Here is a 12,865-nt window from a genome sequence, read left to right on the forward strand (position 1 = left end):
TCACGGGCTCGTCGGCAGGCCGAGGGCGTCGAGCACCGCCGCCTCGATGCGGGCGCGCTCCCGCACGATGCCGCCGTCCGCCCACTCGATGCGGGCGTCGCCCGCCGCCATGTCGGGGTCGCCGAGGACGACGAGACGGCCCTCGTAGCCGCGCTCGCGGGCGAGGCGCTTCACCAGGGTCTCGGCCTCCTCGACGAGGCTGTCGTGCACCCGCACCACCAGGTGCGGCACGCCGCGCAGGTGCTGGAGCGCCGTCCGGGCGGCCTCGCCGATGCCGGCGAGGGGGGCGGCGTCGAGGGCGTCGCCCGCGACCTTGCGGGCGATCAGCATGGCCACCTCGACCGCCTGCGCCTCGCGCTCGGCGTCGCGGGCGTCGGCCTGGGCGATCAGGCCCGCGGCGGCGAGCGCCACCGCGGCGCCAACTCCCGAGATGCCGAGCTCGCCCACGCCCTTCGCCTTCATGGGCGAGGACATCGGGTCGACCTCGTCGAGGAAGATCACCTCCTGGTGCGGGATGTCGGCGTGGACCGGCACCTCGTAGCCGGCGAGAAATCGGTCTCGAACAGGAACGGCTTGGCGCTCCGGGCGGATTGGGCGCTCAATAGACCAGCTCCTCCTCGGCGCTGTTCTTCGCGATCATGATCTCACCCTTCTCGGCGAGGTCCTTGGCGATCTCGGTCATCTTCGCCTGCGCCTCGTCGACCTCCTTGAGGCGGACCGGCCCGAGCGAGGACATCTCGTCCGTGAGGTTCTTGGCCGCGCGGGTCGACATCTGCCGCATGAAGAAGGCCCGGGTCGGCTCGTTGGCGCCCTTCAGCGCGCGGCACAGGGTCTCGTTGTCGATACTGCGCAGCAGGGTCTGGACGCTGCCGGGATCGAGCTTCAGCAGGTCCTCGAAGGTGAACATCAGCTCCCGGATCCGCTTGGCCGAGCCGCGGTTCGCCTGGTCGAGGGCGGCGAGGAAGCGGCCCTCCGTCTGCCGGTCGAAGGCGTTGAACACGTCGGCCATCATCTCGTGGGCGTCGCGGCGCTGGGTCTGGGCGATCGTCGACACGAACTCGACCCGCAGCGTCTCCTCGATGTGGCGCAGCGCCTCCTTCTGCACCGTCTCCATGCGCAGCATCCGGTTGAGGCAGTCGATGGCGAAATCCTCGGGCAGGATGGTCAGCACCTTCGCGGCGTAGTCGGCCCGCACCCGCGACAGCACCACCGCCACGGTCTGCGGGTACTCGTTCCGCAGGAACGAGGCGAGGATCTCCGGGTCCACCTGGGCGATCGAGGCCCAGACCCGCTTGCCGGACGCGCCCTTGATCTCCGCCATGATCAGCGAGACCTGGTCGCTCGGGAAGATCTTGAGGAGCAGCGCCTCGGTCCGCTCGAAGTTCGACGAGATGCCGCCGCTGTTGCCGAGCTTCGTCACGAACTCGATGATCAGCTTCTCGACGGTGGTCGCCTCCAGCGTGCCGAGCTGGACCATCGCGTGGCTGACCTTCTTGATCTCCTCCTCTTCGAGCATCTGCCAGATCGGCGCGCCTTCCTCCTCGCCGAGCATCAGCAGGAGCGCGGCGGCGCGCTGCGGACCGGGCATCGCCGCGTAGGAATCGCCGCCCGCCGTCGCCAGCGTGTTCGCCAGACCCTGTCCCGCACCTGCCGCCATCGTGTTGCCCTCGACGTCCTACGCTTCACTCTTCCTGGATCCAGGTGCGCAGCACCTCGACGGTCTCGGACGGGCTCGCCCGGACCATGTCGACCACGCGCTGGACCGTCTCCGCCTGGACCTGGCCGTTGATCTTGGCGAACTCCATCAACCGCGCGGTCGGGCTGTCGCGGTCGATGACCGTCACGGTCCCGCCCGGAGTCGCGAGCGCGGCGGCCTCACCGGGCAGGCTCATCCCGGATGCGGCCAGGGCCGGCGCGTCCGGCATCGGCGCCAGCATCTGGCGCACCAGCGGGCGCACGACGGTGAGCAGGACGATCAGGGTGAGGAGCGCGAGCACGGCGAGCTCGGCCATGCGCAGAACGTCCTCCTTGGTGGGAGCGAGCAGCGACTCGATCAGCGTCGGCTCGGTGAATTGCGGCACGCTCGGCGCTTCCGCGAAGCGCAGGTTCACCACCTCGATCTGGTCGCCGCGGGCCTTGTCGAAGCCGACCGCGCCGCGCACCAGGGCGGTGATCCGCTCGATCTCCGCGGGCGTGCGCGGGCTGTAGGTCTGCTTGCCGTCGGGCGCAGTGGCGTAGACCCCGTCGAGCACCACGGCGACCGACAGGCGCTTGATTCGCCCGCCCTCGGCGATCTCGGTCTTGGTGACTCGGGAGATCTCGTAGTTCGTGGTCTCCTCGTTCTTGTTGGTCGCGTCCTTGGGCGTCGGCGCCTTGTCGCCGCCATTGGCGCCGGGCAGTTCGTTGCCGACGCTGACCTGGCCCTCGGCATTGCCCGTGACCGCCGATTCCGTGCGGGTCTGGGCGGAGCGCACGACGCGGCTCTCGGGATCGAAGGTCTCGGAGCGGCTCTCGATCCGGTTGAGGTCGAGCTCGGCGTTGACCTGCACGCGGGCTCGGCCCGGGCCGACGATGCCGGCGACGACGTCCTCGATCTGGCCGCGCAGGCGCCGTTCGAGGGTGACCTGCCGGTCCTCGAACCCGCTGGCGGCGTCGGTCGCGGCGTCCCGGGCGCCGTCCGCCAGGAGCCGGCCGCGCTCGTCGACGATCGAGATCCGTTCAGGCTTGAGACCCTCCACCGCGGAGGCCACGAGGTGCCGGATCGCCCGGACCTGCCCGGCATCGAGGTCGCCCATCAGTTTCAGCACGATGGCGGCGCTCGGGCTTTCCCGGTCGCGCTCGAACAGGCGGCGCTCCGGCAGGACGAGGTGGACACGGGCCGCCTGGACCCGGCCGATCGCCCGGATCGAGCGCGCCAGCTCACCCTCGAGGGCGCGCAGGTGGTTCACGTTCTGAACGAAGTTGGTCGACGAGAACGCGTCGCCCTTGTCGAAGATCTCGTAGCCGACGCCGCCCTGGGTCGGCAGCCCCTTGCCGGCGAGGTCCATGCGCAGCTTGGCGAGGTCCGGGCGGGGCGCCATGATCGTCTGCCCGGCATCGCCCCGGGTCTCGTAGCGGATCCCGCGGCTGTCCAACTCGCGGACCACGGCGGCCGAATCCTGCATCGACAGGTCGGAGAACAGCACGCCCATATCGGGGCGCGAGACCCGCAGGATGATGAAGGCGAAGAAGCCGATGAGCGTCAGCGTCACCGCCGCCATGGCGGCGATTCGGGCCGGTCCGAACTTCGTGACGAGATCGAGAACCGGCTTCACGGGAGGATTCGCTGCACTCTAACGCTGGCGGGCCCCGGCGGCGCGCTCGGCAGAAATTGCCCAGGTCGTGGTTAGCGGGTCGTTAATGCCGGGCGTCCGGCGCGCTCGAGGGCGGGACCGGAACGGCACGAAGCCGCGCCCGGGGTCCGGGCGCGGCTTCGTGGGTTCTCGGATTCGACCGGGCCAGGCCCTCGGCGCCGTCTCAGGTCGTCGCTGCGGGCGGGAGGCCTTCGCGTCGGTCCGGGGCCGCGAAGCGGGACCCTGATCCAGTGCCGCCGAGGCGCCGCGTTTCGGCACCCACGGTCCTGACGGGTTCCGGGATCGCCTGCGGCCTCCCGGAACGGTGGCGCCCGACAGGGGCGCCGGGTATCAGTGACGGTAATGCTGGATCCGGGTCGTCCGCAGGCCGGCGAGGCCGTGCTGGTCGATGGAGAACTGCCAGCTCAGGAATTCCTCGGTGGTCAGCGTGTAGCGCTTGCACGCCTCCTCCAGGCTGAGGAGACCGCCGCGCACCGCGGCCACGACCTCGGCCTTGCGCCGGATCACCCAGCGGCGGGTGCTCGGGGGCGGAAGGTCCGCGATCGTCAGGGGGCTGCCGTCGGGCCCGATCACGTACTTCACTCTCGGGCGGCTCGGTTCGGTCATGATACGCTCTACACTCGACTGACCTGTCGAGCATTGAAGGTACTTGTGCCCGCTTAAGAGATGTTGAAGCGAGTCACTCGGATGTGATTCGTTAAGTGCCACTTGTGGACAACCCTATGGTCTGCACGCTGGACAGCGGCACTTTCTGCGAGCCGATCATCAGCACCGGCGTCGTCCCGCTGAGATCGACCTCGTCCACGGTGCCCGTCAGGCTGGTGTCGACCGACACGCTCGAGCCGGTGGCATCCGTGGCCGCCACCTTGACCGAGTAGTTCCCGTCGGGCGCGGTCAGGCCGGCCGAGGTCTTGCCGTTCCACGTGTAGGTCTGGCTGCCGGCGCTGAGCGCGGTGGTCTGCGTGGCCACGACGTTGCTCTTCGAATCCAGGATCGTGATCACCGCCTTCGAGGCGGCCCGGGCCGGGTTCAGCGTCCAGGATGCGGAGCCGCCGGACAGCCGGGAGGCGCTGCCGTCCGCCGTCACGGTCTTCCCGATGTAGCTCGTGGCCGAGGCCGAGCTCGCCGATTGCGAGGCGCCGAGGATGCTGTCGAGGCGGTCGTTGGTCTTGAGCTGCTGCTCGACGCCGGCGAACTGCACCAGCTGCTGCGTGAACTGGTTGGTATCCATCGGGTCGAGGGGGTTCTGGTTCTTGAGCTGCGTGGTCAGCAGCGTCAGGAACTGCGTGAAGTTGCTGGCGATCTCGGTGGCGTTGCCGCTGCTGCTCGTCGACGAGCCCGTCGTGTTCGTCGTGCTGGTCAGGCTGGATATGCCGCTGGTCATGCTGATCTCTCCCGTGCCGCGTCCTGGCGCAGGGGCCGGAGGGGCGCTGTGTCCGTGTGGGTCCGCGATGCGGGCGCTGCGCGCACCGCCTAGATTCTCATGTCGACGCCGCCGTAGCCGCGCAGGTAGCGGATCGGCGCGACCTCCTGCGGAGTTTCCGCCGGATCGCGGGACCAGCCACCGCCGCCGCCGCGCGGGGCGTCGCCCGGCTGACCGCCGCTGCCGCCGCTCTGGGCGCTTCCGTCGCCCCGAAGCGACAGGTTGATGCCGCCGGCCGAGGGGTCGAAGCCCGCCTGGGACAGTGCCTGTTGGAGCTGGCCGTAATCGCGCTGGAGCAGCGCGAGGGTCTCGGGCCGGTCGACCACCAAGTGGGTCATCACCCGGCCGTGCGCCTTGTCGATCTCCAGCTTGACGTCGATGCGCCCGAGCTCGGCCGGGTCCAGCCGGATCTGGAACTCGTTGGATCCGCGCAGGGATCGCAGGCCGATGGTCATCGGCACCTGACCGATCGGAATGGCCGGATCGGTCTGGGCCGGCGCGGCGGTCTGGGTCGGGGCGGCGGTCTCCTGGGCGGCACGGGTCGCGGGCTGGCCGGACGGCACCGGCGGCGTCGGGCCCGCCTGCGCCGCCGCGGGCATGGGNCGGCCTGCTCGCGCTGGTCGGCCTGACGGGCACGGGACGCGTCGGCCATGTCGCGCTGATCGGCGGAGCGGGCCCGGGCCGACGCCGCGGCGTCGCGGGCCTGGGCGGCGCTCAAGGCGGCGCCGAAGCGGTCCTGCACGGAATCGCCGGCCCGGGCCGCAACGCCCGCGGCCTCCCAGCCCGAACGCTGGGCGGACGCGTTCCGCGCGGACGGAATCCAGGTGGTGACATCCGAACGATCCGCCGCACCGCTTGCCATACCGGACTCCTCTCGGCCGCTCCGCAGCAAGGCGCGCGCCACCGGGCCGACCGTCTAAGGTGCTGAAAAATCTCGCTCTCTCTCTGCGGCGCGTGTGCGGGCCTGATCGAAGCTGCCGCCCGCCCGGCAGGATCTGCCGAGTGTCCCGCCCGGCTGCCCTGGAAAGCCGGGCGAAGTCCCGCTATAGACGGCCCGTGCAGCCAGGGAGCCTCCGGGCCGGCGGCTGCGGACCCTCGCGATGAACGCCCTCGATCTTCCCAGAGCCCCCCACGAGACGCGCGTCGTCGTCGCCATGTCGGGCGGCGTCGATTCCTCCGTGGTCGCGGGCCTGCTGAAGCGGCAGGGCTTCGACGTGGTCGGCGTGACGCTCCAGCTCTACGACCACGGCGCGGCGAGCCATCGCAAGGGCGCCTGCTGCGCCGGACAGGACATCCACGACGCCCGCGCGGCGGCCGAGCATCTCGGTATCCCGCACTACGTCCTCGACTACGAGGACCGCTTCCGCGACGAGGTCATCGAGAAGTTCGCCGAGAGCTACCTCGCGGGCGAGACGCCGATCCCCTGCGTCGAATGCAACCGCACGGTGAAGTTCCGGGATCTCCTGGGCCTCGCCCGGGACCTCGACGCCGACGCGCTCGCCACCGGCCACTACGTGGCGAGCCGGGCGCTTCCGGGCGGCGGCCGGGCGCTCCACCGCGCCCTCGATCCCGCCCGCGACCAGAGCTACTTCCTCTACGCCACCACGGCGGAGCAGCTGGACTTCCTGCGCTTCCCCCTGGGCGAGATGGAGAAGACCGAGACCCGCGCGCTCGCCAAGGATCTCGGCCTGTCCCTCGCCGAGAAGCCGGACAGCCAGGACATCTGCTTCGTGCCGCAGGGCCGCTACAGCGACGTGATCGCGCGCCTGCGCCCCGACGCGGCGCGGCCCGGCGAGATCGTCGACCTCGCCGGCCACGTCCTCGGCCGGCACGACGGGATCGTGCATTACACGGTGGGCCAGCGGAAGGGCCTCGGCCTGTCCGGACCCGAGCCGCTCTACGTGGTGCGGCTGGAGCCGGATGCGGCTCGGGTGGTGGTCGGGCCGCGCACGGCGCTGGCCACGACCCGGATCCGCCTCTCCGACCTGAACTGGCTGGGCGAGGGGGCGGTGGAGGCCGTGCGCGACCTGCCGGTGGCGGTGCGCGTGCGCTCGACCCGGCCGCCGCGCCCGGCAACGCTGACGGTCGGGCCGGACGGCGCGGCCGAGGTCGTGCTCGCCGAGCCCGAGGACGGCGTGTCCCCGGGCCAGGCCTGCGCGATCTACGCGGATGACGGCCCCCGGGCCCGGGTCCTGGGCGGCGGCACCATCCGGCGTGTCGACGCGTTGTCGGCCCGGCCCCGCGAGGCCGCCTGATCTCTATCTCTGGAACCTTCGAACGATGCTGAGCGAGCCGCAGATGGCCGGGCCGAGCACGGCCCTGATGCGCAAGGCCTATGCCCGCTGGGCGCCCGTCTACGACGTGGTCTACGACAAGCTCACGGAGCCGGCGGCCCGCGCGGCCGTGGAGGCGGCGGCCGAGCACGGGCCGCGGATCCTGGAGGCCGGCGTCGGTACCGGGCTGGCGCTGGGCTACTACCCGAAAGCCAGCTTCGTCTGCGGCGTCGATCTCTCCGAGGACATGCTCAAGCGCGCCCGCGCCAAGGTCCGTCGCCGGAACCTGTCCCACGTGAAGGGCCTCCAGGTGATGGATGTCTGCCACCTGGGCTACGCCGACGCGAGCTTCGACGCCGTGGTGGCGCAGTTCCTGATCACCCTGGTGCCCGACCCCGAAGCCGCGATGTCGGAGTTCCTGCGCGTGGTGCGTCCTGGCGGCGGCATCGTGCTCGCCAACCATTTCGGTCAGAGCGAGGGGCCGGTTGCCCGGGTCGAGGAGATCGTGGCGCCGCTCTGCACGAAGATCGGCTGGTCGTCGGACTTCAAGGCGACGCGGATCGAGGCGTGGGCCCGGCGCAACGGCGTCGAGGTCCTGGGCCTGAAGCCGACTTTCCCGGGCGGGTTCTTCAAGATCCTGCGGATGCGCAAGCCCGGGTGAGCGGGACCGGCCCCGCGCCCGCCGTCGAGAGGGGCGGCGAAGGACGCTGGAAGCGGCTGCGGCGCTGGCTCCCGCTGGTGCTGCTCCTGACGGTCTCGGCGATCGTCCTGGTGTCGGGGGCCGCGCAGCTCCTCAGCCTCGACCGCCTGCTCGCGTCGCGTCTCTGGCTGCGCGGCTTCGTCGAGGCCGGCTATCTCCGCGCGCTGGTCGCGGCCTACTGCCTCTATGTCGGGGCCGTCGTCGTCTCGGTGCCGGCCACGCTGATCCTGACGATGGTCTGCGGCTTCCTGTTCGGCATCGTGCCGGGGGCGCTCACCGCGGTCTGTGCCGCCACCTCGGGGGCCGCCATCGTGTTCGCCATCGGCCGGGGCCCGGGCGCCGACCTGCTCCGGCGCATGGGCGGCACGCGCCTCGCCGGGCTGGCCGAGGGCTTCCGGCGCGATGCCTTTGGCTACATCGCGGTGCTGCGCCTCCTGCCCCTGTTCCCGTTCTGGGTGACCAACCTCGCGCCGGCCGCCTTCGGGGTGAAGATGCGGGTCTTCGTGCTGGCCACCTTCCTGGGGCTGCTGCCGGGCGCCGTCGTGTATGCCACCACCGGCGCGGGCATCGAGGACGTCGTCGCGGCCCACGAGGCCGCCAAGGCCGCCTGCCTCGCGGCGGGGGCGGGCGGCTGCGACAATGCCCTGACCCTGCGCGCTCTGGTCACGCCCAAGATGGTGGCGGGCCTCGCGATGCTGGCCGTCTTCGCCCTGGTCAGCATGCTGCTGAGCCGGCGCGCCAGACGGAGCTGAGGGCGGGGCCGCGATACGCATTCCTCCGCCGGCCCGGTTTTTCCGTGTCTAAGGGCACATGCAGCCGCCCGCGGGTTGATATCGTATAGTGCTCGCCGCCGAGAGCCTGTATTGCCGCCTGCGAATCTGTGGCTTGCGAACATGTATCCCGCGAAGGCCGGACCCGGCTCGAGCATTCTCAATCCTCCCTCCGCCGGTCCGCGTCCGCGATGCCCGCGCGGAGCATGACCGGCGTGTCCGTCGAGCCCGATCAGGCCGCGGCGCCGGCGGTACCGGCGCCCGCTCCCGCCCGCGACCTGCCCGAGCGGCGCACCGCGCGCCTGGGCCTGTCCGGACGGCTGTTCCTCGTCACCGTCGCGTTCGTGGTGGTCGCCGAGGTGCTGACCTACGTGCCGGCGGTGGCCAACTACCGGATCGAGTGGATGTCCGACCGCTTGGCGGCCGCGCAGGTCGCCGCCCTGGTCCTCGACGGCCGGACCGGCGAGCCGGTCTCCGAGGCGCTCGAGAGCCGGCTGCTGGCCGGCGTGAACGCGCGGGCCATCGCCGTCCGCGGCGGCGGTGCCCAGCGCCTGCTCGCCATCGAGCCCATGCCCGAGCAGGTCGCCGACACCGTCGACCTGCGCGACGTCACGGCCCTGTCGGCGATCCGCGGGGCGTGGCGCACCCTCGTGGCCCCGGTCCACGAGCCGATCCGCGTGGTCGGGGAGGGGGGGATCGGCTTCGACAGGGTCGAGATCCTGCTCGACGAGGCGCCGCTGCGCACCGCCATGATCGACTACGCCCTGCGCCTGCTGGTCTCCTCGCTGATCATCGCGGCCGCCGCGGCGGGGCTCGTCTTCGTGGTGCTGCAGGTGCTGATCGTGCGGCCGGTGCGGCGGCTCGCCACCAGCATCACGGCCTTCGCGGACGATCCGGAGGATGCCGGGCGGATCATCGCGCCGTCCCGCCGCAGCGACGAGATCGGCCAGGCCGAGCGGGCGCTCGGGCGGATGCAGCGCAGCCTCGCCGACCAGCTCCGGCAGAAGCGGCGGCTCGCCGAACTGGGACTCGCGGTCAGCAAGATCAGCCACGAGCTGCGCAACCTGCTGACCGGCGCGCAGCTCCTGGGCGACCGCCTGGAGGGTACCGAGGATCCGACGGTCCAGCGCGTGGCCCCCCGCCTCGTCGGGACACTGGCCCGCGCGATCCGCTTCTGCGAGGCGACACTCGCCTACGGGCGCGTCTCCGAGCGGGCGCCGCTCCTGGCCAGCACGCCGCTGGCGCCGATCTTCGCGGAGCTTCCGGATCTCGCCGCCCTGGCGGCGCATCCGGTCACCGTACAGGCCGCGGCGGCCGATCTCTCCGTGCAGGCCGATCCGGAGCAGCTCGGGCGGGCGCTGGCCAATCTCGTGCGCAACGCCGTGCAGGCGCTGGACCAGGCCGCCGTGCCGGAAGCCACCGTGAGCGTGGTCGCCTCCCGCACGGCGGCGGGCCGGGTCACGATCCTGGTCACCGATAACGGCCCCGGCCTGCCGGCGCGCGCCCGGGAGAACCTGTTCGCGCCCTTCCAGGGATCCATGCGGTCCGGCGGCACGGGCCTCGGCCTGCCGATCGCCGCCGAACTGATCGGGATCAACGGCGGCACCCTCACGCTCGACGCCTGCCAGGCCGAGGGGATGAGCGGGGCGCGCTTCCGCATCGTGCTGCCCGAGGGCTGACGCGGTCGCCGCGCGCGGCGGGGCGGCCCGGTGCGGGCACCCGGTCTCTGTGGCGCCGAAGCGCTGGACCGGAGAGCTGCGAAGGCGCCCCGCCGCCTACTCGGCCGCGGCCCGGACCGGCTCGCCGACCCGGATGCCCAGATCGGCCAGCAGGGCCGCGTCGTCGTCCTGACCGTTATTGGCCGTAGTGAGCAGCCGCTCGCCGTAGAAGATCGAGTTGGCGCCGGCGAGGAAGCACAGCACCTGGGCTTCGCGGGTGAGGCTCTTGCGGCCGGCGCTGAGCCGCACGCGGGAGCGCGGCATCACGATCCGCGCCGTGGCGCACATGCGCACGAGATCGAACGGATCGACGGCCGGCTGGTCCTCCAGCGGGGTGCCGGGCACCGCCACCAGGGCGTTGATCGGCACGCTCTCCGGATGGGGAGCGTGGTTGGCGAGCACCTGGAGCATCGCGGCGCGGTCGGTGACGCCCTCACCCATGCCGACGATGCCGCCGCAGCACACGCCGATCCCCGCCTCCCGGACGTTCGCGAGGGTCTGCAGGCGCTCGTCGTAGGTCCGGGTGGAGATGATGTCCTCGTAGAAATCCGGGCCGGTGTCGAGGTTGTGGTTGTAGGAGGTCAGCCCGGCCTCGGCGAGGCGTCCGGCCTGCGAGGGCGTGAGCATGCCGAGCGTCACGCAGGCCTCCATGCCGAGGCCGCGCACGCCGCGCACCATGGCGAGCACCGCGTCGAATTCCGGGCCGTCCTTCGGCTGGCGCCACGCGGCGCCCATGCAGAAGCGGTGGGCGCCGGCGGCCTTGGCGGCGGCCGCCTCGGCCAGCACCGTCTCCACCGGCATCAGCCGTTCGCGGGCGACGCCCGCGCCCTTGTGATGGGCCGATTGCGGGCAGTAGGCGCAATCCTCCGGGCAGCCGCCGGTCTTGATCGACAGGAGCGACGCCCGCTGGATGTCGGCGGGGTCGTTGTGCCGGCGGTGCACCTGCGCGGCCCGGAACACGAGGTCCATCAGCGGCAGGTCGTGGATCGCGCGGATCTCCGCCACGCTCCAGTCGTGGCGGATGTCGCCGTGGTCAGGCTTCTGGGAACCGGGGAGGGAAGTCGCGCTCATCCGGTGTTTGAGCCGGATCGGCGGCCAGAAATCAAGCGGGCCGCGCGCCCGAACGCCCGGCCGCGGGGTCGGTCTGGACGATCATGCCGTACCAGCCCAGCCAAGCCGCCGGATCGGCCGGTCTTTTCCTGCGTCGCCTGCTCGATGGCATCGGCCAGGATCTCGCTCGGCCGGAGCGTCGGCGGCTCGGGCGCCGAGCCGGAAATCCGGTCCTTCGGAATATCGATCGTCGCGGCCGTGCCCGGCCCGAACCGCGATCCGGGCATGTCGCATCTGTAGTATAACGCGGCCTTAATCGTTCAAGATCGGTGATGAACCGTGAAATCCGAAATCAAATCGGGATTCAATCGGGGACATGGAGACGTCCCGAGTGGCCGCGGCGCGAAGCGATCGCCGATGGCGGTGAGCTTTCCCGGACGCCGTGCCGCCGCCCGGGCCCGGGCGGCGGCCCGCGGTCTCAGCCCGTCGGCTCGCCGGCCGAGACCTTGGCGGTCCAGTTGTCGAAGGCGATGACCTTCTGGCGCTGCTCGCCGAGCCGGTCGATCCGCAGGACCATCTCGTCCCCGGCCTTGAGGTAGCGCGGCGGCTTCATGCCGAGTCCGACGCCCGGCGGGGTGCCGGTGGTGATCACGTCGCCGGGCTCCAGCAGCATGAAGTGCGACGTGTAGGCAACGAGCTGGGGAACGTCGAAGATCATCGTTGCGGTTGAGCCGGTCTGGCGGCGCTCGCCGTTCACGTCGAGGGTCATGGCGAGGTTCTTCAGGTCGGGGATCTCGTCGAGCGTCACCAGCCAGGGACCGAGGGGGCCGAAGGTCGGCGCGCTCTTGCCCTTGGTCCAGGTGGGACCGCGGTTCATCTGCCATTCGCGCTCGGAGACGTCGTTGCAGATGCAGGCGCCAGCCACGTAGCTCAGCGCCTCGTTGGCGTGAACGTAGCTGGCGCGTCGCCCGATCACCACGGCGAGCTCCACCTCCCAGTCGGTGCTGTGCGAGCTCTTGGGGATGATCACCGTGTCGTTCGGCCCGCACAGGCTGGACGGGGCCTTGTTGAAGATGATCGGCTCCGCGGGGATCGGCGAGCCGGTCTCGGCGGCGTGGTCGGCGAAGTTCAGGCCGATGGCGACGACGTTCCGGGTGCCGCCGACGCAGGGGCCGAGGCGCACGTCCGGCGGCAGCTTCGGCAGGGTCTCGGGATCCAGGGCGCGCAGCCGCGCCAGCGAGTCGGGCGAGAGGGCCGGCCCGGCGATGTCGCGCACGATGCCCGACAGGTCGCGCAGCCCCCCGCTGGCATCCACGAGGCCGGGCTTCTCGTCGCCGCTCGGGCCGTGCCGGAAGAGCTTCATGGTCGCACTCCTCATCCTTCCCTGAACCGGTCTGCGCCGGACGCCGGGACCATGGCCGGGCCTCGACCCGGGTGCAAGGCCGGACGGGGCTACGCGTCCGCCCGTCGGGTGTCGCAGCCGGGCCACAGGACGGCGGAAAAGTGCAGGGTCGGCGACGTATGGATTTATTGTTCCTGTCGCCGTCTCGGAAGAACAGTTCAGATCAAAACTGAAAA

Annotated in this window: 13 protein-coding genes; 4 read left to right on the forward strand and 9 right to left on the reverse strand. The window is 71.5% G+C overall.

Features of this window, described 5'->3' with window-relative positions:
- The 6 genes from MOTC310_RS11230 to MOTC310_RS11255 all read right to left on the reverse strand — a co-directional run bounded on the left by MOTC310_RS11230 (position 1) and on the right by MOTC310_RS11255 (position 5,375).
- The gene (locus MOTC310_RS11230) at positions 1-534 is read right to left on the reverse strand and encodes a FliH/SctL family protein (protein ID WP_331301802.1); all 534 of its coding nucleotides are present in this window, start codon (positions 532-534) and stop codon (positions 1-3) included.
- 64 nt (positions 535-598) lie between these two features.
- On the reverse strand, positions 599-1,657 hold the full coding sequence (locus MOTC310_RS11235) for a flagellar motor switch protein FliG (protein ID WP_331301803.1): 1,059 nt from the start codon (positions 1,655-1,657) through the stop codon (positions 599-601).
- 25 nt (positions 1,658-1,682) lie between these two features.
- Entirely contained in the window at positions 1,683-3,314 is a 1,632-nt protein-coding gene (gene fliF, locus MOTC310_RS11240; RefSeq protein WP_331301804.1) for a flagellar basal-body MS-ring/collar protein FliF, read from the reverse strand.
- A 369-nt stretch (positions 3,315-3,683) separates the two neighbouring features.
- Entirely contained in the window at positions 3,684-3,959 is a 276-nt protein-coding gene (gene sciP / locus MOTC310_RS11245; RefSeq protein WP_007569077.1) for a CtrA inhibitor SciP, read from the reverse strand.
- 91 nt (positions 3,960-4,050) lie between these two features.
- Positions 4,051-4,737, reverse strand: a complete 687-nt coding sequence (locus MOTC310_RS11250; protein WP_331293177.1) for a flagellar hook assembly protein FlgD — start codon at positions 4,735-4,737, stop codon at positions 4,051-4,053.
- Between the two features lie 89 nt (positions 4,738-4,826).
- Positions 4,827-5,375, reverse strand: coding sequence for a flagellar hook-length control protein FliK (locus tag MOTC310_RS11255; protein ID WP_331301805.1), 549 nt, complete (start codon positions 5,373-5,375; stop codon positions 4,827-4,829).
- A 501-nt stretch (positions 5,376-5,876) separates the two neighbouring features.
- Between MOTC310_RS11255 and mnmA the strand changes: the two genes are divergently transcribed.
- The 4 genes from mnmA to MOTC310_RS11275 all read left to right on the forward strand — a co-directional run bounded on the left by mnmA (position 5,877) and on the right by MOTC310_RS11275 (position 10,198).
- On the forward strand, positions 5,877-7,031 hold the full coding sequence (gene mnmA, locus MOTC310_RS11260) for a tRNA 2-thiouridine(34) synthase MnmA (RefSeq protein WP_331301806.1): 1,155 nt from the start codon (positions 5,877-5,879) through the stop codon (positions 7,029-7,031).
- A gap of 25 nt (positions 7,032-7,056) precedes the next feature.
- Positions 7,057-7,710 carry a class I SAM-dependent methyltransferase gene (locus tag MOTC310_RS11265; protein WP_091774963.1) on the forward strand — a complete coding sequence of 218 codons (654 nt, stop codon included), beginning with the start codon at positions 7,057-7,059 and terminating at the stop codon, positions 7,708-7,710.
- On the forward strand, positions 7,707-8,501 hold the full coding sequence (locus MOTC310_RS11270) for a TVP38/TMEM64 family protein (RefSeq protein WP_331301807.1): 795 nt from the start codon (positions 7,707-7,709) through the stop codon (positions 8,499-8,501). The genes MOTC310_RS11265 and MOTC310_RS11270 overlap by 4 nt, the downstream gene beginning before the upstream one ends.
- Before the next feature lie 209 nt (positions 8,502-8,710).
- Complete coding sequence (locus tag MOTC310_RS11275; protein ID WP_331293181.1) at positions 8,711-10,198, forward strand: sensor histidine kinase; 1,488 nt, start codon at positions 8,711-8,713, stop codon at positions 10,196-10,198.
- 96 nt (positions 10,199-10,294) lie between these two features.
- On the opposite strand, the gene bioB is transcribed toward MOTC310_RS11275, so the two are convergent.
- The 3 genes from bioB to MOTC310_RS11290 form a co-directional block, all read right to left on the reverse strand.
- A complete protein-coding gene (bioB, locus tag MOTC310_RS11280) occupies positions 10,295-11,308 on the reverse strand; it encodes a biotin synthase BioB (protein WP_331293182.1) in 1,014 nt (337 codons plus the stop codon).
- A complete protein-coding gene (locus MOTC310_RS11285) occupies positions 11,305-11,574 on the reverse strand; it encodes a hypothetical protein (RefSeq protein ID WP_331301808.1) in 270 nt (89 codons plus the stop codon). Before MOTC310_RS11285 ends, bioB begins: the two co-directional genes overlap by 4 nt.
- 191 nt (positions 11,575-11,765) lie before the next feature.
- A complete protein-coding gene (locus tag MOTC310_RS11290; RefSeq protein WP_331301809.1) occupies positions 11,766-12,650 on the reverse strand; it encodes a fumarylacetoacetate hydrolase family protein in 885 nt (294 codons plus the stop codon).
- Positions 12,651-12,865 lie beyond the last annotated feature (215 nt).

This window comes from Methylobacterium oryzae (assembly GCF_036441375.1).
Taxonomy (GTDB): domain Bacteria; phylum Pseudomonadota; class Alphaproteobacteria; order Rhizobiales; family Beijerinckiaceae; genus Methylobacterium; species Methylobacterium oryzae_A.

What these genes read in the sequence shown, in the direction of transcription:
- sciP (WP_007569077.1), bottom strand. Translation starts at nt 3,959, where the DNA reads ATGACCGAACCGAGCCGCCCGAGAGTGAAGTACGTGATCGGGCCCGAC.
- mnmA (WP_331301806.1), top strand. Translation starts at nt 5,877, where the DNA reads ATGAACGCCCTCGATCTTCCCAGAGCCCCCCACGAGACGCGCGTCGTC.
- MOTC310_RS11250 (WP_331293177.1), bottom strand. Translation starts at nt 4,737, where the DNA reads ATGACCAGCGGCATATCCAGCCTGACCAGCACGACGAACACGACGGGC.
- MOTC310_RS11265 (WP_091774963.1), top strand. Translation starts at nt 7,057, where the DNA reads ATGCTGAGCGAGCCGCAGATGGCCGGGCCGAGCACGGCCCTGATGCGC.
- MOTC310_RS11275 (WP_331293181.1), top strand. Translation starts at nt 8,711, where the DNA reads ATGCCCGCGCGGAGCATGACCGGCGTGTCCGTCGAGCCCGATCAGGCC.
- bioB (WP_331293182.1), bottom strand. Translation starts at nt 11,308, where the DNA reads ATGAGCGCGACTTCCCTCCCCGGTTCCCAGAAGCCTGACCACGGCGAC.
- MOTC310_RS11255 (WP_331301805.1), bottom strand. Translation starts at nt 5,375, where the DNA reads ATGCCCGCGGCGGCGCAGGCGGGCCCGACGCCGCCGGTGCCGTCCGGC.
- MOTC310_RS11285 (WP_331301808.1), bottom strand. Translation starts at nt 11,574, where the DNA reads ATGCCCGGATCGCGGTTCGGGCCGGGCACGGCCGCGACGATCGATATT.
- MOTC310_RS11235 (WP_331301803.1), bottom strand. Translation starts at nt 1,657, where the DNA reads ATGGCGGCAGGTGCGGGACAGGGTCTGGCGAACACGCTGGCGACGGCG.
- MOTC310_RS11290 (WP_331301809.1), bottom strand. Translation starts at nt 12,650, where the DNA reads ATGAAGCTCTTCCGGCACGGCCCGAGCGGCGACGAGAAGCCCGGCCTC.